At 34.5% G+C, this 21,267-nt stretch carries 21 protein-coding genes; 6 read left to right on the forward strand and 15 right to left on the reverse strand.

Annotation, left to right across the window (positions count from 1 at the left end):
• The first annotated feature begins 31 nt into the window (after positions 1 to 31).
• Positions 32 to 1,378: a DEAD/DEAH box helicase gene (locus tag FLB_RS04095; protein WP_064714677.1), complete on the forward strand. Its 1,347-nt coding sequence runs from the start codon at positions 32 to 34 to the stop codon at positions 1,376 to 1,378.
• A gap of 115 nt (positions 1,379 to 1,493) precedes the next feature.
• On the opposite strand, the gene FLB_RS04100 is transcribed toward FLB_RS04095, so the two are convergent.
• From FLB_RS04100 to FLB_RS04110, 3 genes are all read right to left on the reverse strand, one after another.
• A complete protein-coding gene (locus FLB_RS04100) occupies positions 1,494 to 2,060 on the reverse strand; it encodes a PhnA domain-containing protein (RefSeq protein ID WP_064714678.1) in 567 nt (188 codons plus the stop codon).
• 73 nt (positions 2,061 to 2,133) lie between these two features.
• On the reverse strand, positions 2,134 to 2,598 hold the full coding sequence (gene coaD / locus FLB_RS04105) for a pantetheine-phosphate adenylyltransferase (protein ID WP_064714679.1): 465 nt from the start codon (positions 2,596 to 2,598) through the stop codon (positions 2,134 to 2,136).
• 71 nt (positions 2,599 to 2,669) lie between these two features.
• On the reverse strand, positions 2,670 to 3,641 hold the full coding sequence (locus FLB_RS04110) for a D-alanine--D-alanine ligase (protein WP_064714680.1): 972 nt from the start codon (positions 3,639 to 3,641) through the stop codon (positions 2,670 to 2,672).
• Positions 3,642 to 3,762: 121 nt separating this feature from the next.
• On the opposite strand from FLB_RS04110, the gene FLB_RS04115 reads away from it, so the two are divergent.
• Positions 3,763 to 4,389 (forward strand): PASTA domain-containing protein, encoded by a 627-nt coding sequence (locus FLB_RS04115; protein WP_064714681.1) that lies wholly within the window; start codon positions 3,763 to 3,765, stop codon positions 4,387 to 4,389.
• Entirely contained in the window at positions 4,379 to 5,416 is a 1,038-nt protein-coding gene (locus FLB_RS04120) for an RluA family pseudouridine synthase (RefSeq protein WP_064714682.1), read from the forward strand. The genes FLB_RS04115 and FLB_RS04120 overlap by 11 nt, the downstream gene beginning before the upstream one ends.
• A 44-nt stretch (positions 5,417 to 5,460) precedes the next feature.
• Here FLB_RS04120 and FLB_RS04125 read toward each other — a convergent pair whose 3' ends face one another.
• Together FLB_RS04125 and FLB_RS04130 are read right to left on the reverse strand one after the other, a co-directional pair.
• Complete coding sequence (locus FLB_RS04125) at positions 5,461 to 5,850, reverse strand: DUF1398 domain-containing protein (protein WP_064714683.1); 390 nt, start codon at positions 5,848 to 5,850, stop codon at positions 5,461 to 5,463.
• Between the two features lie 12 nt (positions 5,851 to 5,862).
• Positions 5,863 to 6,297, reverse strand: a complete 435-nt coding sequence (locus tag FLB_RS04130; protein ID WP_064714684.1) for an acyl-CoA thioesterase — start codon at positions 6,295 to 6,297, stop codon at positions 5,863 to 5,865.
• Positions 6,298 to 6,542: 245 nt separating this feature from the next.
• Between FLB_RS04130 and FLB_RS04135 the strand changes: the two genes are divergently transcribed.
• On the forward strand, positions 6,543 to 7,100 hold the full coding sequence (locus FLB_RS04135) for a DUF4494 domain-containing protein (protein ID WP_064714685.1): 558 nt from the start codon (positions 6,543 to 6,545) through the stop codon (positions 7,098 to 7,100).
• 81 nt (positions 7,101 to 7,181) lie between these two features.
• Here the strand turns inward: FLB_RS04135 and FLB_RS04140 are convergent, their stop codons facing one another.
• The 8 genes from FLB_RS04140 to FLB_RS04175 all read right to left on the reverse strand — a co-directional run bounded on the left by FLB_RS04140 (position 7,182) and on the right by FLB_RS04175 (position 14,811).
• Positions 7,182 to 7,439, reverse strand: coding sequence for a DUF6952 family protein (locus FLB_RS04140; protein ID WP_064714686.1), 258 nt, complete (start codon positions 7,437 to 7,439; stop codon positions 7,182 to 7,184).
• A 54-nt stretch (positions 7,440 to 7,493) separates the two neighbouring features.
• Positions 7,494 to 7,802: a thioredoxin family protein gene (locus FLB_RS04145; RefSeq protein ID WP_064714687.1), complete on the reverse strand. Its 309-nt coding sequence runs from the start codon at positions 7,800 to 7,802 to the stop codon at positions 7,494 to 7,496.
• Between the two features lie 104 nt (positions 7,803 to 7,906).
• Positions 7,907 to 8,545: a peroxiredoxin gene (locus FLB_RS04150; RefSeq protein WP_064714688.1), complete on the reverse strand. Its 639-nt coding sequence runs from the start codon at positions 8,543 to 8,545 to the stop codon at positions 7,907 to 7,909.
• Between the two features lie 396 nt (positions 8,546 to 8,941).
• On the reverse strand, positions 8,942 to 10,537 hold the full coding sequence (locus FLB_RS04155; RefSeq protein WP_064714689.1) for a glycoside hydrolase family 3 protein: 1,596 nt from the start codon (positions 10,535 to 10,537) through the stop codon (positions 8,942 to 8,944).
• Positions 10,538 to 10,545: 8 nt separating this feature from the next.
• Positions 10,546 to 11,874 carry an MFS transporter gene (locus FLB_RS04160; protein WP_064714690.1) on the reverse strand — a complete coding sequence of 443 codons (1,329 nt, stop codon included), beginning with the start codon at positions 11,872 to 11,874 and terminating at the stop codon, positions 10,546 to 10,548.
• Positions 11,875 to 11,895: 21 nt separating this feature from the next.
• Positions 11,896 to 13,434, reverse strand: coding sequence for a glycoside hydrolase family 10 protein (locus FLB_RS04165; protein WP_064714691.1), 1,539 nt, complete (start codon positions 13,432 to 13,434; stop codon positions 11,896 to 11,898).
• A gap of 253 nt (positions 13,435 to 13,687) precedes the next feature.
• Positions 13,688 to 14,266, reverse strand: a complete 579-nt coding sequence (locus FLB_RS04170; protein ID WP_064714692.1) for a hypothetical protein — start codon at positions 14,264 to 14,266, stop codon at positions 13,688 to 13,690.
• A gap of 80 nt (positions 14,267 to 14,346) precedes the next feature.
• A complete protein-coding gene (locus FLB_RS04175) occupies positions 14,347 to 14,811 on the reverse strand; it encodes a histidine kinase dimerization/phospho-acceptor domain-containing protein (protein WP_064714693.1) in 465 nt (154 codons plus the stop codon).
• Positions 14,812 to 15,846: 1,035 nt separating this feature from the next.
• Here FLB_RS04175 and FLB_RS04180 point away from each other — a divergent pair.
• Positions 15,847 to 17,775: an amino acid permease gene (locus FLB_RS04180; RefSeq protein ID WP_064714694.1), complete on the forward strand. Its 1,929-nt coding sequence runs from the start codon at positions 15,847 to 15,849 to the stop codon at positions 17,773 to 17,775.
• A gap of 241 nt (positions 17,776 to 18,016) precedes the next feature.
• Positions 18,017 to 20,221, forward strand: a complete 2,205-nt coding sequence (gene katG / locus FLB_RS04185; RefSeq protein WP_064714695.1) for a catalase/peroxidase HPI — start codon at positions 18,017 to 18,019, stop codon at positions 20,219 to 20,221.
• Between the two features lie 56 nt (positions 20,222 to 20,277).
• Here katG and FLB_RS04190 read toward each other — a convergent pair whose 3' ends face one another.
• Together FLB_RS04190 and FLB_RS04195 are read right to left on the reverse strand one after the other, a co-directional pair.
• Complete coding sequence (locus tag FLB_RS04190; protein ID WP_064714696.1) at positions 20,278 to 20,493, reverse strand: SHOCT domain-containing protein; 216 nt, start codon at positions 20,491 to 20,493, stop codon at positions 20,278 to 20,280.
• Between the two features lie 3 nt (positions 20,494 to 20,496).
• The gene (locus FLB_RS04195; protein ID WP_064714697.1) at positions 20,497 to 20,973 is read right to left on the reverse strand and encodes a Dps family protein; all 477 of its coding nucleotides are present in this window, start codon (positions 20,971 to 20,973) and stop codon (positions 20,497 to 20,499) included.
• Between the last annotated feature and the right edge of the window lie 294 nt (positions 20,974 to 21,267).

The raw sequence follows: 21,267 nt of genomic DNA on the forward strand, positions 1-21,267 counted from the left end.
CGCTACCAACTATTTTAACTACTTTTGCACCATGAATACACCGCACAATTTTAAACCGATTCTTGCCAGTTTAGGGATTTTAGATCTTAACGAGATGCAAGAAGTATCGCATGATGCTATTATTAACGAAAACAATGTTTTATTACTCTCTCCAACTGGATCAGGGAAAACATTAGCTTTTTTATTGCCTATTTTTGAGTTACTACAACCTGAAATTCTTTCGGTTCAATGTTTAATTTTGGTGCCTTCTCGTGAATTAGGACTTCAGATTGAACAAGTATGGAAAAAAATGAGTACGGGTTACAAAGTAAATGTGTGTTATGGAGGTCATGCTATTGATACCGAAATTAAAAATTTAAGTAATCCACCCGCAATTTTGATTGGAACTCCAGGACGTATCGCAGATCATATTGATCGTGGTACTTTTCGTTTGGATAAAATTCAGACGCTCGTTTTAGATGAATTTGATAAGTCTTTGCAACTTGGATTTCATGAACAAATGTCGTTTGTGATTGGAAAATTGACTAAACTCAATAAACGTGTCTTGGTTTCGGCTACTTCGGGAATCGAAATTCCAAAATATACTCGAGTGGTAAGTCCTTTGATTTTGGATTTTATTCCAGAAAATAAAGAAGAAAATAATCTTTCATTACAAATGGTTGTTTCAAAAGAGAAGGATAAACTCATGACCTTATTTCAATTGATTTGTTCTTTGAAATCGGAAGCGGCGATTGTTTTTTGCAACCATCGAGATGCTGCGGAGCGCATAAGTGATACTTTGAATGAAAAAGGAATTTATGCGACGTATTACCATGGAGGAATGGATCAAGAAGAACGAGAACGCGCTTTAATTCAATTTAGAAACGGAAGTATGAGTTACTTAATTACAACCGATTTAGCAGCTCGAGGATTGGATATTCCAGAAATGAAGCATGTTATTCATTATCATTTGCCTTTGAAAGAAGAAGAGTTTACCCATAGAAACGGTCGGACAGCACGTATGTTGGCTTCAGGAACGGCTTATTTAATTGTAAATGAAAGCGAAAAGAAACTCGATTATATTGATTACAGCATGTCAGTAATGGATGTGAGTTCTCATGTGGTTTTACCGAAACCTCCTCAATTTCAAACCATTTATATTAGTGGTGGGAAAAAGAATAAGCTCAATAAAATTGACATTGTAGGGTTCTTTTCTCAAAAAGGGAAATTAGAAAAAGGCGATTTAGGTTTGATTGAAGTTAAAGATTTTATCTCCTTTGCTGCTGTCAAATACAATAAAGTTAAAGATTTGCTTTCCAACATTCGTGATGAGAAAATGAAAGGAAAAAAGTTTAAAATTGAAGTGGCTAGAAAAGTAATTAAAAAAGAAGAGGAGTAGGGGGGATTTCAGCCTTTAGATTATAAACCTCGGGTAAGAAAATGGTTAGCAAAAAAAGAAAACGCCTTGAAATATCAAAGCGTTTTCTTTTTTTTTGCTAACTGCTAACTGCAAGTTATATTTTCTTTACATATTGTGTAATAATGACGATTTGTTGTCCGTCAACTTTTCCTTCAATATATTCAGCATTTTCATGGTCTAAACGAATGTTTCTTACAGCAGTTCCTTGTTTGGCCACCATGCTAGAGCCTTTTACTTTTAAATCCTTAATCAAGACTACAGAGTCACCGTGTTCTAGAATTACACCATTGCTATCTCGGTGAATGATTTTGTTTTCGTCTTCTTCGCCTTCACCTGTAGCTTTTGCCCAAGCTAAATCCTCTTCTTCAAAATACATTTGATCGGCTAGTTCTTGATTGTGTAAACGACTTAACATTCTCCAAGAGAGTACTTGAACCGGAAGATGCTCGCTCCACATACTGTCGTTTAAACATCTCCAAAGATTTATATCCATGGATTCAGGATTTTCTATTTGGTCAATCAGTGTTTGATTAATCAAAACATGTTCGTCTATACCGCCTTTTCTGGTGGGTAAAATTTGGTACACTTTTAAATCTTCAGTAACTCCTGAAAGTTCACATTTACCGCCACTACGTTTGTTTAATTCTCTTTCTATACTCATTTTAGCTATTCTTAATTGTTTTGCAAAAATAGGGCTAATTACTAGCTTCTACAACTTGTGAACTAGATTGTTGCTATTTGTGTATTTTAACTCTTACGGCATCTGGAACTAACATTTCATATTCGCCATGGTTCCTAATGACATCTCGGACAATACTTGAGCTGATATAAGAAGTTCGGGCTGCTGTTAATAAAAAGACGGTTTCTATTTTAGAGAGTCGGCGATTGGTATGAGCGATGGCTTTTTCGAATTCGAAGTCGGCAGGATTGCGTAGTCCTCTCAAAATAAAATGAGCTTCAAGTTTGTGACACAAATCGATGGTCAATCCTTCATAAGTAATCACCGTTACTTTGGGTTCATTTTTGAAAGTTTCTTCAATAAAGCGTTTTCTTTCGTCTAAAGAAAACATGTATTTTTTTTCGGCATTGACACCAATTGCAATTACGATTTCATCAAAGAGGGAAATGCCTCTTTTGATAATGTCTTCGTGACCTAAGGTTATCGGGTCAAATGATCCTGGGAATATGGCTTTTTTCATTTGTTTTTTGTGGTTGTGAGTTGCTTGTTTTTTTAGAGCTCATCGGCTTAGAATCTTAGCGACTCAGAAACTTAATTAATTGCCAACTCAATTGCATTAGTAAACAAATCTTCTAATGATATTCCAGCAGCTCTGGCTTGTTGAGGAATCAAACTTTCAGTGGTTAGTCCAGGAATAGTGTTCGTTTCTAGCATGTGCGGTTCGCCATCGACAATTATGAATTCGCTACGTGAAAAACCTTTCATTTTCAAAACTTCATAGGCGCGTTTGGCAATGTCACCTACTTTTTGAGTCATTTCGTCAGAGATACGGGCTGGAGTAATTTCTTGTGATTTTCCCTCATATTTGGCCTCATAATCAAAGAAATCATTATCAGAAACAATTTCAGTAATAGGCAAGACGGTGATTTTTCCTTGGTAATTAATTACGCCAACGGATACTTCGGTGCCATCAAGGAAACTTTCAATGATGATTTCGTTATCTTCTTTATAGGCGATTTCGATAGCGATTGGCAATTCAGTTTCTGTTTTTACTTTAGAAATTCCGAAACTAGATCCCGCTTTATTAGGTTTTACAAAGCAAGGTAATCCTACTTTTTTTACGATTTCGGTAGTATTTATAAGGTCGCCTTTGTTTAGATAATACGAAGTTGCGGTTTTGATGCCATAGGGTTTTAAAACGGATAAAAGATCTCTTTTGTTAAAGGTCAAGGCGGATTGGTAATAGTCGCATGCCGTTTGTGGTATGCCCAAAAGTTCAAAATAGGCTTGAAGTAATCCATCTTCTCCAGGTGTTCCGTGTATAGCATTGAACACACAGTCAAAAGTGATTTTAGTTCCGTTTACAGTTACCGAAAAGTCATTGCGATCGATGGGAAATTCGGCATCATTAGCATCAACGAATACCCATTTTTCTTTGAAGATGTGTATTCTATATCCAATATACTTGGTTTTGTCAAGGGTTTGGTAGACTACGTTTCCGCTAATTAGGGAGATTTTGTATTCACTAGAATAACCTCCCATGATGATGGCAATGTTTTTCATTTTAAAAATTTAATCGGTTAAACGTTTAATCCAAATAAATGATTAAACGTATTCAAAACAAAATTATCATTTTTTTTGAAACGAAATACCTTTATCTTTGTTGCTTCTAAAAAATTAATTTATGAATTTACGTAAGTATCTTACTAGTCGTGTTTTTTTTGGGCAATTGTTTATAGCTATCGCTATTATTGCTGTTTTGGCTTATTTATTCATGCATTGGTTAACATTTACTACCGATCATGGGCATGAAATTGCAGTTCCGAATTTAGCTAAATTAACCGAAGAGCAAGTAGAAGAGAAGTTAGATGATTTGGACTTGGATTATGAGCTTCTAGACTCCGTAGATTATAGAGATGATTATCCAAAATTTAGCGTGGTAGAGCAAGATCCACTGCCTGGAACCAAAGTAAAAGTAGGTCGAAAAGTATACATTAAAATTAATTCTTCAGGATTTTCTTCAGTTCAGATTCCAAATTTAATAGAGAAAACCTACCGTGAAGCCGTACCCACGCTAAAAGCTTTAGGACTTGAAGCAGGGGCAGTCACTTATATTCCGAATTTGGCCAAAGACATGGTTTTAGAAATGCGCTTTAAGGGTAGAAATCTAAAAGCGGGAGATCGTGTTTTGAAAGCCTCTAAAATTGATTTGGTCTTGGGAGATGGAAAAGCGACTTATGAAGATGAAGCGGCTAAAGATACTTTGCAAGCGCCTGCTGTAGAATCAGAAACACCTTTGAATGAACAATAATACCGAAACATTAGATTTAGAAGACGAGTTATTTGAACATTATCGATTTGAGGTTCCCAAAGGGCAAGCTATTTTGAGAATCGATAAGTATTTGATGAACTTGATTCAGAATGCTACCCGAAATAAAATTCAGAATGCCGCTACAGATGGGAATATTTTTGTAAATGATATTCCTGTAAAATCCAATTATAAAGTCAAGCCTTTTGATGTAATAACGGTGATGTTATCGCATCCACCCTTTGAGAATCATATTCTTCCCGAAGATCTTCCGTTGAATATCGTTTATGAAGATGCTGCTTTATTGTTGGTTAACAAAGATCCTGGAATGGTGGTACATCCCGGACATGGGAATTATACGGGAACTTTAGTGAATGCTTTGGCACATCATTTTGATAATCTACCGATGAACAGTAGCGAGCGCCCTGGATTGGTACATCGTATTGATAAAGATACATCGGGTTTGTTGGTAGTTGCAAAAACGGAAGCAGCTATGACACATTTGGCAAAACAATTTGAGGCTAAAACTACCGAACGGGAATATATTGCTTTGGTTTGGGGAAATGTTGTAGCCGATGGAGGCACTATTGAAGGTAACTTGGCTCGTCATTTAAAAGATAGAATGCAAATGGCTGTGTTTGATGATCCAGAAATTGGGAAACCAGCTATTACCCATTATAAAGTGTTAGAGCGTTTTGGTTATGTTACTTTGATTTCTTGTCAGTTAGAAACAGGTCGTACCCACCAGATTAGAGCGCACATGAAACATATTGGTCATCCGTTGTTTAATGATGAACGTTATGGAGGGCATTTGATACTAAAAGGGACAACGTTTACAAAATACAAGCAGTTTATAGAAAATTGCTTTAAAGCCCTGCCGAGACAAGCTTTGCATGCTAAAACCTTAGGTTTTGTTCATCCAACGACAGGCGAAATGATGCGTTTTGATACAGAAATACCAGCAGATTTTCAAGATTGTATTGATAGATGGCGCAATTATTGCAAAACCCACGTAACTGACGAAGAATAACAAATGAAAAAGGACTTGTAGTTTAAATACAAGTCCTTTTTCTTTTAAAGAGGTATTTTTTCTATTAAAATGCTATTTTGATTACAATCATAATAGGTGCATGTTTTGTCGATGATGTTTACGGTCCATTGGGCTATTCCGCATTGAGCAGCTTGTTGGCAAAAAGTCAAATAATCGGTTTGCCCTTCTTGATGCATGACCAAAAGCTCTATAAATCTTTCTTTATTTGCTGAAGTAGCTACTGCCAAAGTATCATAGGTTTCTTTTGCAGTTGTTCTGTAGTTGTTACTGCCAAAATATTCTACGTGACCATCGGTAACAAAAGTATCGTAACCAATGACCCCCAAGTTGATTAAATCTTGAATGTATTTTGGAAAATCAGCACCTGATTTTACTTTATTATGTGCTTCTTTAATCTGAGCGATTGTAAACATAGATGTTGATGTTTAAAGTGAAATAAAATCGGCTGTCTTTGGAAACGAATTCAACGCATCGACAACAATTTGAGGGGTAGGTTGGGCTAATTTTCTTAATTTGGTGTCCATCCATGCACCATCTACCGTAATGGTAGCACACAAGACCTCGTCTCGGTAAAATTCATGTACGATAGACCAGCGTGAAGCATCCGGTTTCATTTTTGCAATTTTAGTTTGCATGATTATTGTATCCGAAAGGTTGATTTCTTTTCTGAAAACACATTCTTCTCTAAACAAAACAGGTCCAAAATGTTGGGTTTTCATCACGCGTAACGTTAGACCTAATTCTTCTAATATTTCAATTCTATGCTGCGCACCAAAATCGTAATAAGCACTATGACGCATATGAAAATTGGGATCTAAATCTGACCAACGAAAGGAAAGTTGTTTGCTAAATGTAGCCATAAGTATTTTTTTTATTCTTTTGTAATGAAACGGCAAAATTACGAATATATATCGTTTTGTGGGAGAAAGAAATAGAAATAGCAAGCTCAATTATTGCTATTTAACAAAGTTTAACTTGTTGTTTTTTTAATAGGTTGGTTCATTGAATAATGGATTTACTACTTTAAAATTGTGAATATCTATTTATAGAAACGTTCCTTTTTGTTTTAGCTTACGTTATCTTTGGCTCCCTAAAAAAAAACAAAATGAGCACAATTTGGTACGAATGCAAAGTAAAGTACAGAAAAACCGATGAAACTGGCGGACAAAAGATTACCACCGAACCTTACTTGGTAGATGCCTTATCCTATACCGAGGCTGAAAAAAGAATCAACGAAGAAATGGCGGCTTATATCAGTGAAGAATTCAAGATTACCAACATAAAAGTAGGCAATTATGCCGAAATTCATCCTTTTGAAAATGCCGATCGTTGGTTCAAATCAAAGGTGTCTTTATTGGCTTTTGATGAAGAAAGTGGCAAGGAGCGCAAGACTAATATGTATCTTTTGGTACAAGCCAATGATGTAAAAGAAGCGTTTGACAATACGACTATTGCCATGAAAAACACCATGGGTGAATACACAATTCCAGCTATATCCGAATCTCCTATTATGGACGTTTTTCCTTATTTTAGTGGGGAAGAAGATGAAACGGAAGCGCTAGAACGTTTCAATGCCTTAAAGGCATCTACAGCGCCTAAATTCGATACGGACACCTACGAAAACGAAGCCCTAAAAGCCGAATTATTTCAAGAAATGGAATAATTTTTTCTTCAAAATTATTTAATCAAAAAGCCTGCGAAAACTTTGTCTTTGCAGGCTTTTTGATAATTTATAAAACAGAATCTATTTATCAATCGATCCCAAAACACGCTTCATAAACGTGTTCAAAGCTTCTTTTTTATCTGTACCTGTTTTTACCATTTTATTTACTTCCAAAGCACCATACATATTCGAAATCAATTCGCCAATCACATCCAACTCTTCGTCTTTTAAAGAAGAAACTTCAGTAAGTGCTTCTAAAACTTCAATAGTTTCAATGATGTAATCTTGATCGTTTTCTTCTATAAATTGAGTAAGGTGTTTGATAACAGGTAATTTCATTGGATTAAATGTATAAAGATTGGAAATAATTGTAAGTTGGAATAATTCGTTTTCTTAAGCGATTTCTTTTACTAAATCGGCTAAAACTTCTGCTTTATTAGTTTGCGTTTCGTTGACTAATTTTCCTCCAACAAACGTTGCAAAAGTTGGTAAGTTACTTACATTAGCTAATTTTCTAGATTCAGGTGAATTTTCAGCATCTACCAAAACAAATGTTATGTTTTCGTTTTCAGTGGCCATTTTTTTGAATTTTGGCTTCATAATTCTGCAATTACCACACCAAGAAGCCGAATATTGAACCACTACTTTTTCGTTTTGTGCAACCAAAGCACCCAACGTATCTTCGTTTAATTCGATTAACATAATTTAAATTTTAAAATTCAATTTTTAAAATCCCAAATTCCAATTTTTGATAGTGCTAAAACGAACTACATTGGAATTTGGAATTTAAAATTTGGAACTTGTTATTAGTTTAAGCTTAAGTATTCAGCTGTACTTTTTCTGTCAGCATTCATTGCTTCTTTACCAGCTTCCCAGTTAGCAGGACAAACTTCACCTTTTACTTGAATGTGCGTGTAAGCATCTACCATACGCAAGTATTCGTTTACGTTACGACCTAATGGCATATCGTTAACACTTTCGTGGAAAATTTTTCCAGTTTCGTCAATTAAATAAGTAGCTCTGTACGTTACGTTAGAACCTTCAAGAATTACAGAATCAGTTTCTTCGCTGTAGCTAGTAGATTCGATATCCAAAATACCAAGAATGTTAGCCAAGTTTCTGTTAGTATCAGCCAAGATTGGATACGTTACTCCCTCGATACCACCATTATTTTTTGGTGTGTTTAACCAAGCAAAGTGTACTTCGTTAGTATCGCAAGAAGCACCAATTACAATTGTATTTCTTTTTTCAAATTCTGGTAAAGCGGCTTGAAAAGCGTGTAATTCTGTTGGACATACAAAAGTGAAATCTTTTGGGTACCAGAACAACAATACTTTTTTGTTATTGTTTACTGCTTCTTCAAAAATGTTGATTTTCAAATTGTCTCCCATTTCAGAGATAGCATCAACCGCAATACTTGGAAATTTTTTACCTACTAATGACATAATGATTATAATTTAAAATTTTGATTATTTCTGTTCGGCAAAGGTAATTAGTAAGTGCACGAGTTATTCAAAGTTTTAATTATAATTAACTATAATTGGATAGGAGTTGCTTATTTTGTAAAAAAATAACAGTTTTTAATGAAAACGTTGTAAATAATTTAAAATATTGATAATTAGTGGTTTGTAGGTCGTTTTTGGCTAATTTTTAGGAGCGGCTCACGATTGGCTTTTATGGAAACAAAGTCCCGCTGTACGCTATATCTTGCTTGCCGAACCCCGGCAAGCAAGGATGCCGCTACCATCGTGGCTAAAAAGGAGTAATGGGCTTTCTTGTGGGCATAAGTCAAAAAAAAACGATAGCTAATTAACTATCGTTTCTATATTTTTTACATTTAGTTATTTCAAAAGCAAAGTGACAGGCAAAGTTCCTTCGTATCCTTGGTTCAAAGCTATTTTTTGAGCCGCTACTTCTTGAAATTCTTTAAGGTCTTGGTACGCTACGACAACAATTTTGGCAGCCAAAATATTCGGGAGCATTTGCAGCGCATACGGATTGCCAAATAAATGAAAAACTACCTTTTTACGATTGACCACATCGCTTAGCCAAGTAATAATTGTATCTTCAATTTCAAAATTAGCCAATGGTTTCGCTTTCGGCACAAATAAAGCAATGACCAAAGTGTCATATTTGTCCATTGCTTGTAGTTTTTCCTCCAGATTTTCCTCTCCCAATGCAATCGAAAAGGAATCTCCGGGAATCGTATTTTCTAATCCTTCAAAAAACGGATTGTCATTTTCTCTATACACACTCACTTTTGCCACGCTTCCACCATTACTGATAAAATCAGTTATTGATGAGGTGCTGTCTTTTTTGACAAGAGTAATCGCTTTTTCAGCACATTTCTGGTTGATTATAGCTGTAGATTTCCAGTCTAAATCAGTTGTTTCAATTTTGCTTTCGGAAATCAATCCAGCTTGTATTTTGCACTTCCAAATACGTTCAAAACTGGCTTCAATTCTAGAAATATCAGCTCTTTTTAAAATTTCCTGAATCCCTTCGGGTACATTTTCTGCAAAGCACAACACATCGTTCCCAGCATTAAAAGCTTCCCATTCCAATATGCCTTTAGTTGAGTACAGTTTAGAAACACTATGCATATTCAACGCATCCGAAATCACCAAACCGTCGTATCCCAATCGTTCTCTAAGCAAACCTTCAATCACCGCTTTTGAAAGCGTAGCCGAGGTATTTGCTCCATTGTTCAGAGCTGGAACCGCCAGATGTCCAATCATTATGGAGTCGACCTTGTTTTCAATTCCTTTAATAAAAGGGACTAATTCGTTCGATAGTAATTCGTCCAAGTTTTCGTTTAAAACGGGTAATCCCAAATGCGAATCGACATTAGTATTACCGTGACCAGGGAAGTGTTTTAAACAACCCAAAATTCCCGCAGCTGTCATTCCTTTCAAATACTCCAAAGCAAAGGTGCCGACTTTATTTTTATCTTCGCCAAAAGAACGATACCCAATAACGGGATTGTTTGGGTCAGTATTAATGTCTGCCAAAGGAGCTAAGTTGTAATGAATGCCAGCTGATTTTAAGTCCTTTCCAATTTGTTTTCCAATTTCATAGACCAATTCTTTATCTGCAACAGGAACAGCTCCAAGTGTAATAGCATAAGGATATTGAGGTGTTTTTTCAACTCGCATTGCTAAACCCCATTCGGCATCTATACTCATTAATAGCGGAGTTTTAGCTGCTTTTTGGTAGCGTACAATTAAGGCTTTTAATCGTTCATAACTCTCATCATTGAATTCAATTTTTTTGTTGCCTTCATAATTGGTAGCCGCACTCGCTCGACTGTGAAAAAAGGTCAAGCCGCCAATATTGTATTCACGAATTAAATGTTCTGTTGCCTGAATGTTTTCCTCGCTGTCGTTAATAAATACGGCGGGAAAAAAGAATTGTCCTATTTTTTGTTCGGTTGTCATACCTTGTATTAATGTTTTTCTGTTTCTTTTTTTCCAAAATCATAAGGAAAAATCAAAAAGCGAGATAAAATAATTCCCGGAATTGTTGCTAAAAATACCCAAATAAAGAAGTTACCATAGCCTAAATATTCTTGAATATAGCCACTTGCCATTCCAGGTAGCATCATTCCTAAAGCCATAAAGCCGGTGGCGATAGAGTAGTGAGAGGTTTTGGATTCTCCTTCGGCTACGTAAATTAAATACATTAAGAAAGCCGCAAAACCAAAACCATAACCAAATTGCTCAATAACAACCACCACGGTTATGTGTGGATTTAAATTATAATCAAAAATAACTTTTAAAATTTCAAAATGAATGTTAACAATATCTGATGGATGATAATGCGATAAATAGACAAATCCAATAATTGGCAAATGCATCGTTAAAATCATGGGAAGCATCCACTTTCCTAGTCCGTCTCTCGAGATAACGATTCCGCCAATGATTCCACCAATAACTAATGCTGCTACTCCAAAGGTTCCGTAAATAATCCCAACATCTTCGGTGCTTAATCCCATTCCGCCTTTGGCTACATCATCAACCAAAAAAGGAGTAAGCATCTTCATCAATTGAGATTCTCCCAATCGATATACTAATATGAACGTAAGAATTAATCCAATTTGTTTCTTTTGGAAAAAAGTAGCAAACACTTCAGTAAAGCTTCCTTTATGATTGGCATTGCTTTTTATGTATTCCTGTTCAATTTCTGGATTTGGCGTCATAAAAAAGTTGTAGACCGTGATGAAAATCATAATCAAAGCCACCACAAGCATGGTATACGACCAAGCTTTGCTTTTGTCCCCGTATTTTTCTTCTAAAAATCCAGCTAAAAGAACAATTACACCATTAGCAGTAAGCATTGATAAGCGGTAAAAAGTACTTCGAATCCCTAAGAAAAAGGATTGTTTGTCTTTGGTTAGTGCCAACAAATAAAAACCATCAATAGCTACATCATTTGAGGCTGAAGCAAAAGCACCCACCCAAAATAGCGCCAAGCTTACCATAAAAAAATGTTGCATTGGTATGGTTAATCCAACGATTAAAAAGGCTATCGAAATGACTAATTGCATCGCCAAAAACCATTTTCTTTTGGTAGCGTGCAAATCAATGAAAGGGCTCCAAAGCGGTTTAATTACCCAAGGCAAGTAAAGTAAGCTAGTATACATTCCAATATCTTCGTTACTGATGCCTAAATTTTTGTACATCAAAACAGATACTGAGATGATAATGGCATACGGAAAACCTGATGCAAAATTCAAAAGTGGTATCCAATACCAAGGATTTTTTTCTGATTTCATAGAATGGTAGAAAAGGTTGGGTTAGTCTTCTTTGGGTAAATCAATGATGGTTTCTTTGCTCTCGTTGCCATAAAAGTCAATAAAAGTAAGGGCAAAAGCTTTGTTTTTATCAATATCACTTAGCGGAATGCTAAAATTGATTATTGTTGCTTTTGGGTCGACAAAATATTTTTTTATGATTTGACTGGCTTCCTGAATATTTATTTTGGAATCTCTTTTGGCACCATATACCACTACATATCTGATTTTTGTATTCAAAGGTATAGGTAAAGTAAAAGTGCAATTGACCGAATCAATTTCAATTTTATTGACTAGTGGTGTGTCTATTACAATGTGTTTAGAATTGGGAACAGGCAACGGAATGGCAGGATATTTATATTGATTGCTTTGTAACAATTGCGTAACGTCTCGATGGGTGTCAACAAAGCATTTGGCACTGAAAAATGCATTCCCTTGTACGTTGGGATAACTTCTGGTTAAATCAATTTGGTTTGGAATTTCGTGAATGTTGTTCCATTTTTTATCTGAATCGGCTTTGATTTTGTAAGTGCCGTTGCCCATGTAAAGATTAACACCATTCGTGTTTTCTGACCACCATTTTAATAATTTAGCATAAGAAGCGGTTTTGTGGTCAATGCTCCAGTACAATTGAGGTAACAGGTAATCAATCCATTTGTTTTGCATCCAAAGAATGGGATCTGCGTATAAATCATCATAATTGGTTTGTCCCGATTGGGTATCAGAACCTTTTGGATCTACTGACTTGTTTCTCCAAACACCAAAAGGGCTAATGCCAAATTGCACCCAAGGCTTGTGATTTTTGATGACCGAATGAATGTTTTTAACAAAAGTGGTTACATTGTTTCTTCTCCAATCTTCCAAGTTCAAGCCGTTACCATATTTTTTGTAAGATTCCGAATCATTAAATGCTTCACCTTTGATTTTGTAAGGATAAAAATAATCATCAAAATGGATGGCATCTATATCGTATTTCTGTACTACTTCTTCAACCACCAACGCCAAATGATTTTGAACCTCAGGTAGTGCAGGATTGTAGTACATTTTTCCACCATAAGTAATCATCCATTCTGGATGTTTAAAAATGTCATGGTTGGGGCTCAATTGTGCTTTGTTTAAATCGAATGTAGCCCGATAAGGGTTTAACCAAGCATGAAATTCGAAACCTCTTTGGTGAGCTTCGTTAATCATCCATTCTAAGGTGTCATAATATGGAGTAGGTGCTTTTCCTTCTTTCCCAGTCAAAAATCGAGACCAAGGCGCTAAATCTGATGGATAAAATGCATCACCAACACTTCGGATTTGTACAATAACTGCATTGTAATTTAGCTTTTGATACGTATCAAGTATTTTTAAATAATCTGCTTTTTGTTTAGCAACGGAGTCAGTACTTTTTTTAGGCCAGTCAATGTTGACTACCGTGGCAATCCAAACACCTCTGAATTCATTTTTTGGGAAATGTTCATTTCTTTGAGCGTTACCCTTGGTAATGAAAACTATGAATAAAATTAATAAGGGAAGGAATGCTTTATTTTTGGTCATTTTGTAATCGTTTATAATGCTTTCAAAAATAGTTTTTTTTACTTTAGAAAAACGAATAATGTTCTAATAAGTTCATAAAGTTGCCTGTTGTATTGAGTACATTCAACTGTAATGGTTTGTATTGAATAAATTGTATTGTTACAAAAACTAGATAGAGTTAAAAAATAAACCACTTTCAATGAATTTTGAAAGTGGTTTTATTTTGGGCAAAAAAGGTAAAAATAAAGTGGTTATTGTTTATTTGGAATTATCTTCATTTTCCTATTTTATATACTAATTTTATATAATTACTTCCAACTATCGGAACTCCATTGATACTCCTTCTTTCTTTCCAATTTGAGTTTCCATACATGGCATTAATGTCTACTCTTGGTAATGCATTGAATAGATATTCTACCGCAATCGAATCAGAGATGTGAATCCGATAGGCTAGATTAGCACCTATCGATAAGTGGGAGCTTTTTTGTTCATCTGAAATACCTCCTCCCCAATTTCCCCATCTATTGATCAGGGTGGGTTCTATAGATGGAATTATAACAGATTTAATATTCATGCTGCCAATTCTTGCATATAGCGGAATATGATACCCTAAACCTATGGTGTTTTTACTAAATTGAATCATATCAAAACGTTCATAACCTACATTAATTTCAAAATTCCTTGAAACCATTGCGAATTGTAAAAAATAATTCAAACCACTTTTATTATTCGTAGGTTCACTGCCAGAAACCAAGTTTCGCGCGTCTAATGCGCCAGAAAATGATAGATAATTTTCTTTTTCATTTTGTGCAAATGCGATGACGCTTACTAGTAATAAAATAAATGTTTTCATCGTGTTTAGGTTTTAAGTTAGAATTCTAAGGCATGTTTTTCGTTTTTTTTGAGTTGTTGTTTGTTGATAAATAGTATATTTTACTTTTTATGATTGAGCTCATAAATAAAAGAGCTAAGTTCTTTAGTAATTTTATCTAAATCTCTTGCTGAATCCTTGATTAGTTCAATGAATTCTAGATTTTCTTCGTTAGTATTGCCAATAATGGTTAATAGATTGGCTAGTCCTAATATGTTAGTAAGTGGTAATCGAACTTTGTGAGAGATGGTAAACATGATTTCTTCCAAGCCTTTATGGATGTCATTTTTTAGTACTTTTTCTGAACTTTTCAATTCTTTAAATTGATGAAGTACTTGAATACTTAGATCTTCTTTTTCTATTTGTAAGTCAATTAATGATTTTTTTAAATCATTAATTTCAGAAGTAAGTTTTTTTTTGGTATTTATATACGTATCCACTTCACTATCTAGTGCAATAATTTGTTTGTAATTCTTCGGATTCGATAAATAACAATTAAAACTATTGATTTCTTTTTTATTATCCATTTCGTATACTTTAAGTTTATTACAATAAATAAAGAAGGCATAGAGAAGGAAAGAATTAGTGTTTGAATAAGAATTCTTTTTTTGTCGGAATGCGTAAACCTTGTTTGGCTTGTCTAATGAACGTCTGCTTTTTATGTTACTTTAAAATTAATCATATTATTTAACATTTGATGTTCTTTATCTATTAAAAAAATAAACAAAACGTTGTGTATTAACAAATGTTTTAAGAAAAATTCTATAAAAATAAAAAATAACTAATAATCGTAATTATAATTATTAATTATTTTCTTACGTATATTTTCCTCTTGCTTTATTTTTTTATGAAATAGATTTTTCAAACCAATAAAATAGGCGGTGATTTTTTTAGGTATAACAGTTAAAAGTAATAAAATGAATTAGTTTTGCTCACAAATTATAGATTGCAAATGTAAATACAAAGAGGTTTGAATTAGGTGATAGGGTAAGATTTGCAATGTCATCAATAATGGTACTTATCTAGTTTTATTTGTAAAATTAAATGCAAAAAAAAGTATAAGACAATGGTGTGCTTTCGCTTTTGACTGCCAATTTTTTTTTATAAGGCTAAATCTTGATGCATTGTGATGTAACGGCAAAATAATGATTATCTATAAAATGCAATTTTCTGTGTATTTTAAAACCATTTTTTCGTTTCATTTTTAAATACGACAAATATTGAAAATGGATATTTTATTGCATCAGTACTTTTTTATTTTTCGTATTGAATTAGATGAAAGCATGGTATATTAGTAAGATAATTATATACTATGTGAATTTGATGTTAGTAAATAATTATCATATAATTATTAATTTTCTCTTCTATATTGGTTTTATGTATATATTTGACTTTTAAATAACAATAAAAAAGAATTATTTGTATTTATTGTAAAATTTGAAGCTAATGCAATTTGTAAAACAGCTTGTTTTAATTTTATGATGTAATAATTTAATTTATAGTATTAAAAGCATTTATTTGCAAAGTATATATTACTAACCATTACCTATAAAATTTAGAACATGGCATTAAAAGGTTTATTTAGGAAAAAGACTGTTCAAGACATTTTAAAACAAGTTGAAAAAAATAATTTAGAGGGGCATGATGCATTAGGAAAACACTTAACTGCTCGTGATTTAACTGCTTTTGGTATTGCAGCAATAGTAGGTGCGGGAATTTTTAGTACCATTGGTAAAGCAAGTGCAGATGGAGGTCCAGCGGTTATTTTCTTGTTTTTGTTTACAGCTGTTGCTTGTAGTTTTGCTGCATTTGCTTATGCTGAATTCGCATCAATGGTACCTGTTTCGGGCAGTGCTTATACGTATTCTTATGTAGCTTTTGGGGAACTCATAGCTTGGATCATCGGATGGGCTTTAATCATGGAATATGCTGTGGGAAATATTACCGTAGCCATCTCATGGAGTGATTATTTTACTGGACTGCTACAAAGTGGTGGCATTACATTGCCGCAATGGGTGCAAATGGATTATTTAACGGCCTCTAATGGCTTTAAACACGCAACAGCCTTAATGCAAGGTGGTAAATCTTTTGAGAATTTATCGGCTATCAATCAAGCTGCTTATACTGCTTGGACAACATCTCCAACCATTGGTTCTTTTCATTTAGTGGCCGATTTACCTGCTTTGTTGATTATTATATTGATTACAGCTTTAGTATACCGTGGTATGAAAGAGTCACGAAATGCTAGTAATCTAATGGTTGCCATAAAAGTCTGTATCGTATTATTAGTTATTGCAGTTGGAATATTTTATGTAGATACCGCTAATTGGTCTCCTTTTGCACCTAATGGCGTTTCTGGGGTGCTAAAGGGAGTTTCAGCGGTGTTTTTTGCTTACATAGGATTTGATGCAATTTCGACGACAGCCGAAGAATGTAAAGATCCTCAGCGCGATTTGCCAAAAGGAATGATGTGGGCTATTATTTTATGCACACTTTTATATATTGCAATCGCTTTGGTTTTGACTGGAATGGTTAGTTATAATCAATTGAACGTAGGGGATCCATTAGCTTTTGTTTTTGAAAAATTAGATTTAAAATGGATGTCTGGGATTATTGCAGTTTCTGCGGTTATTGCCATGGCTAGCGTGTTATTAGTTTTTCAAATGGGACAACCTCGTATTTGGATGAGTATGAGTAGAGATGGTTTGTTACCAAAGAAATTTTCAACGGTACACCCAAAATTCAAGACACCTTCTTTTGCTACAATTGTTACTGGTTTTGTAGTAGCTGTACCCGCTTTGTTCTTAAACTTAACTATGGTTACCGATTTGTGCAGTATCGGAACTTTATTTGCTTTTGTATTAGTTTGTGCTGGTGTACTAGCCTTGCAAAACAAACCGGATATTCCACGAGGGAAATTCAAAACGCCCTATGTGAATTCAAAATATATTATGCCTCTTCTTTTGATAATAGGTTTAGTTTTTGCTTTTGGATATAATGAAAAAGCTACAATGGATTTTATTACCAATAAAACGCAAGTCAATGAACCTTCTGCAATAGTGACTTCATTGAATAAAGAAGAAACTCAAAAGGTTTCAACTTATTTAACCGCTTTAGAAGGAGAATCAGCGGTTGAATCATCATCAGATTTAGAAAATTTATTGAGTATACATGCCGAAGATGATTCAAAATATGAGACAGTTGTAGCTGGATTGCCAATTTCAGATGCCAAAAAATATGAAAGTGGTTTTAAGTTATTTAAACACAAAATACCCATGTGGATCTTTTTGTTCTCATTAATTGTATTAAGTGTTTGGGCTTACAAACAAAATTTGTCTTTAATTCCTCTGCTAGGATTAATTTGTTGTCTTTATATGATGGCCGAATTAAGTGTCTGGAATTGGATTTATTTTGGAGTTTGGTTATTAATTGGCTTGGTGATTTATTTCAGCTACAGTCGGAAAAACAGTAAATTAAATACCAATATTTAATAAAAGCATTCATAAATAAGGTAACCTCTTAGCGCAAACTAAGAGGTTTTTTTATGCCTTAGTTTAAAAGGTTCAATAGATGTATGTTTTTATTGGTCTTTTATTTATATTTAATTTAATATCTTTAGACATAATGTTTTACATTTTTAAAATAGTTTTTATCTATTGAAAATAAATAATCAAAAGAAAAAACTATGGTAAATTAGCCAGCATTAAGCTATCAATTTAAAATAAACATACTATGGAAAGTAACAGTAATTCTTCTAACGGAAGTGGTAAATGTCCGTTTTCTAGCGGAGCGCTAACTAAAATCGCAAACTCAGGTGCAAGCAATCAAGATTGGTGGCCTAAATCCCTCAATTTAGATATTCTTCATCAGCACGATAATAAAACCAATCCTTTAGGAGCGTCTTTTAATTATGCAGAAGAATTTAAAAAATTAGATTTAGAAGCATTAAAAAATGATTTAAAAGCTTTCATGACAGAAAGTCAAGAGTGGTGGCCTGCTGATTGGGGACATTATGGTGGTTTGATGATCAGAATGGCTTGGCATTCTGCCGGTACGTACAGAATTGCAGATGGTCGTGGAGGTGCAGGAACAGGAAACATCCGTTTTGCTCCACTAAACAGTTGGCCTGATAATGGTAATTTGGATAAAGCAAGAAGGTTATTGTGGCCGATTAAAAAGAAATATGGTAACAAAATTTCATGGGCCGATTTGATAATATTGGCAGGAACTATGGCTTATGAATCAATGGGACTCAAAACATTTGGTTTTTCAGGAGGTCGTGAAGATATTTGGCATCCAGAAAAAGACGTGTATTGGGGAGCAGAAAAAGAATGGTTAGCCAAAAGCGGTAGTGAAGGTAGCAGATATTCTGGAGAAAGAGATTTAGAAAACCCATTAGCAGCTGTAATGATGGGGTTAATTTATGTAAATCCTGAAGGAGTAGACGGACAACCCGATCCTTTAAAAACAGCACACGATGTTCGTATTACTTTCCAACGTATGGCAATGAACGATGAAGAAACGGTGGCATTAACTGCTGGTGGGCATACGGTTGGAAAAGCACACGGAAATGGAGATGCATCAAAATTAGGCCCAGAACCAGAAGGTGGCGCAATTGAAAATCAAGGCTTAGGATGGTTGAACCCCAAAGGAAATGGAAATGCTGGCGATACGGTAACTAGTGGTTTGGAAGGATCTTGGACTACTAATCCTACTCGTTGGGATAACGAATATTTTGATTTGTTGTTGAATCATGATTGGGCGTTAACCAAAAGCCCTGCAGGTGCTTGGCAATGGGAACCGACCAACATTAAAGAAGAAGATAAACCTTTTGATGCTCACAATCCATCAGTACGAAGAAATCCAATCATGACAGATGCTGATATGGCTATGAAAATGGATCCCGCTTACCGAGCAATTTCTGAGCGTTTTTATAAAGATCCAGCGTATTTCTCTGAAGTATTTGCTAGAGCTTGGTTCAAATTAACGCATCGTGATTTAGGACCAAAAGAACGTTATTTGGGAGCCGATGTGCCACAAGAAGATTTGATTTGGCAAGATCCTATTCCAAAAGTGGAGTACACCTTGTCGGATACAGAAATCGAAGAACTAAAAGCTACTTTATTAAACAGCGGATTGAATAGAGCAGAATTAATCAACACCGCTTGGGATAGCGCTAGAACGTTTAGAGGTTCTGATTTTAGAGGCGGAGCCAACGGTGCACGAATCCGATTAGCGCCACAAAAAGATTGGCAAGCTAATGAGCCAGAAAGATTGCAAAAAGTAATTACTAAGCTTACCGAAATCCAAGCAAGTTTGTCTAAAAAAGTAAGTCTTGCCGATTTGATTGTCTTAGGTGGAAGTGCCGCTATAGAAAAAGCAGCACAAGAAGGTGGTTTTAATGTAAAAGTACCTTTCCATGCAGGTAGAGGAGATGCTACGCAAGAAATGACCGATGTAGAATCGTTTGAAGTTCTAGAACCTACTAATGATGCTTTTAGAAATTTCATGAAAGCAAAATATGTGGTACAACCTGAAGAATTAATGCTCGACAAAGCACAACTTCTTGGATTAACAGCCTCTGAAATGACGGTTTTATTAGGCGGTATGCGTGTTTTGGGTACAAATTATGGCGGAACCAAACACGGGGTATTCACCAACAATGAAGGTGTGCTTAGCAATGATTTCTTTGTTAACCTCACCGATATGAACTACAGTTGGAAGCCCGAAGGTGATAATTTGTATCACATTGTGGATAAAAAATCCGGAGCTACCAAATGGACAGCTACTAGAGTTGATTTGGTTTTTGGTTCTAATTCCGTTTTAAGAGCTTATGCTGAGGTGTATGCACAAGACGACAACAAAGAAAAGTTTGTTAAAGACTTTATTAAAGTTTGGACTAAAGTGATGAATGCAGATCGTTTTGATTTAGCGTAAGTTTATTTTACATTATAGTAAAGAAAAGTGGGCTTTTGGGCCCACTTTTTGTTTTTTTACAATTCTTCCAGCGTTTTTTTTAATCTATGAAATTCTTCTACATCAATTTGTCCTGATGCAAAACGTTTTTTTAGTATTCCCAAAGGTGAGTTGGATTTTGTTCTTTCTCCCGGAATAGAGTAGGGTGTGGCAAATATCCAAATAAGAAAAATAAACCAAATCAGCCACCAAAAAAAGTGCATTCCCCAAAAATTATTGTTTTCGTAATACATAATTTAATTTTTTAAATGAGATCGTAAAAACCAAGCCATTTTTTCGTGTGTTTCCATTAATCCAGTCATGAAGTCACTGGTGCCCAAATCATGAAACTCATTCGCAAAAGATTTGATATGCTCTCTCAAAATGATGATGATGCTTTCATGATCGCCTAAAAGTTCTTTGATAAATGCTAGACTATCATTTTGTGATCTCTCTTGTTCGGTAAGATGAGTTAATGAAAGATACAATTTTAGCGTAGCAGGAGGATAATGACCAATGGAACGAATACGTTCAGCCACGCTATCAATTATTTCATCCAACTGACCAAACTGGGTTTCAAAAAATTTGTGTTTATCATAAAAATCGATGCCTTCTACATTCCAATGAGCATTTTTAGTCTTGATGTAAAGTACCGTTTCGTCTGCTAAAATTTTAGACAATTCATTGGCAACGGCTTGTCGATGAGATTCTGATATTCCTATGGCTGTTTTCATTTAGTCCTATTTTTAAAGTGATTTTGATTAATCTGTTCGTTTTTTAACTACTTTTTTTTATGACTAAAAAGGATCACTTAGTTCACTACTTATTATAAGTTTTTAGTTGATAAATTTCTCTAAATAAACTCAATCCTTTCTCTCATTGTCATAATTTTTGAAACAAAAAAGTATTTTATTTGATGCATATGAGTAAGTTAAAATCTTATGAAGTGGTATTTTTAATTCAAGTAACACATAGAAAATTGCTAAGTTGGAGTAAAGTGTGTTAAAAGAAGAATAGCGGTAAAAGCA

It is taken from the genome of Flavobacterium succinicans, from assembly GCF_001662485.1.
Classification (GTDB): domain Bacteria; phylum Bacteroidota; class Bacteroidia; order Flavobacteriales; family Flavobacteriaceae; genus Flavobacterium; species Flavobacterium succinicans_A.

What these genes read in the sequence shown, in the direction of transcription:
- FLB_RS04190 (WP_064714696.1), bottom strand. Translation starts at nt 20,493, where the DNA reads ATGTATTACGAAAACAATAATTTTTGGGGAATGCACTTTTTTTGGTGG.
- FLB_RS04095 (WP_064714677.1), top strand. Translation starts at nt 32, where the DNA reads ATGAATACACCGCACAATTTTAAACCGATTCTTGCCAGTTTAGGGATT.
- FLB_RS04130 (WP_064714684.1), bottom strand. Translation starts at nt 6,297, where the DNA reads ATGGCTACATTTAGCAAACAACTTTCCTTTCGTTGGTCAGATTTAGAT.
- FLB_RS04150 (WP_064714688.1), bottom strand. Translation starts at nt 8,545, where the DNA reads ATGTCATTAGTAGGTAAAAAATTTCCAAGTATTGCGGTTGATGCTATC.
- FLB_RS04155 (WP_064714689.1), bottom strand. Translation starts at nt 10,537, where the DNA reads ATGACAACCGAACAAAAAATAGGACAATTCTTTTTTCCCGCCGTATTT.
- FLB_RS04125 (WP_064714683.1), bottom strand. Translation starts at nt 5,850, where the DNA reads ATGTTTACAATCGCTCAGATTAAAGAAGCACATAATAAAGTAAAATCA.
- FLB_RS04180 (WP_064714694.1), top strand. Translation starts at nt 15,847, where the DNA reads ATGGCATTAAAAGGTTTATTTAGGAAAAAGACTGTTCAAGACATTTTA.
- coaD (WP_064714679.1), bottom strand. Translation starts at nt 2,598, where the DNA reads ATGAAAAAAGCCATATTCCCAGGATCATTTGACCCGATAACCTTAGGT.
- FLB_RS04140 (WP_064714686.1), bottom strand. Translation starts at nt 7,439, where the DNA reads ATGAAATTACCTGTTATCAAACACCTTACTCAATTTATAGAAGAAAAC.
- FLB_RS04175 (WP_064714693.1), bottom strand. Translation starts at nt 14,811, where the DNA reads ATGGATAATAAAAAAGAAATCAATAGTTTTAATTGTTATTTATCGAAT.
- FLB_RS04165 (WP_064714691.1), bottom strand. Translation starts at nt 13,434, where the DNA reads ATGACCAAAAATAAAGCATTCCTTCCCTTATTAATTTTATTCATAGTT.
- FLB_RS04100 (WP_064714678.1), bottom strand. Translation starts at nt 2,060, where the DNA reads ATGAGTATAGAAAGAGAATTAAACAAACGTAGTGGCGGTAAATGTGAA.
- FLB_RS04110 (WP_064714680.1), bottom strand. Translation starts at nt 3,641, where the DNA reads ATGAAAAACATTGCCATCATCATGGGAGGTTATTCTAGTGAATACAAA.
- katG (WP_064714695.1), top strand. Translation starts at nt 18,017, where the DNA reads ATGGAAAGTAACAGTAATTCTTCTAACGGAAGTGGTAAATGTCCGTTT.
- FLB_RS04195 (WP_064714697.1), bottom strand. Translation starts at nt 20,973, where the DNA reads ATGAAAACAGCCATAGGAATATCAGAATCTCATCGACAAGCCGTTGCC.
- FLB_RS04120 (WP_064714682.1), top strand. Translation starts at nt 4,379, where the DNA reads ATGAACAATAATACCGAAACATTAGATTTAGAAGACGAGTTATTTGAA.
- FLB_RS04115 (WP_064714681.1), top strand. Translation starts at nt 3,763, where the DNA reads ATGAATTTACGTAAGTATCTTACTAGTCGTGTTTTTTTTGGGCAATTG.
- FLB_RS04170 (WP_064714692.1), bottom strand. Translation starts at nt 14,266, where the DNA reads ATGAAAACATTTATTTTATTACTAGTAAGCGTCATCGCATTTGCACAA.
- FLB_RS04135 (WP_064714685.1), top strand. Translation starts at nt 6,543, where the DNA reads ATGAGCACAATTTGGTACGAATGCAAAGTAAAGTACAGAAAAACCGAT.
- FLB_RS04145 (WP_064714687.1), bottom strand. Translation starts at nt 7,802, where the DNA reads ATGTTAATCGAATTAAACGAAGATACGTTGGGTGCTTTGGTTGCACAA.
- FLB_RS04160 (WP_064714690.1), bottom strand. Translation starts at nt 11,874, where the DNA reads ATGAAATCAGAAAAAAATCCTTGGTATTGGATACCACTTTTGAATTTT.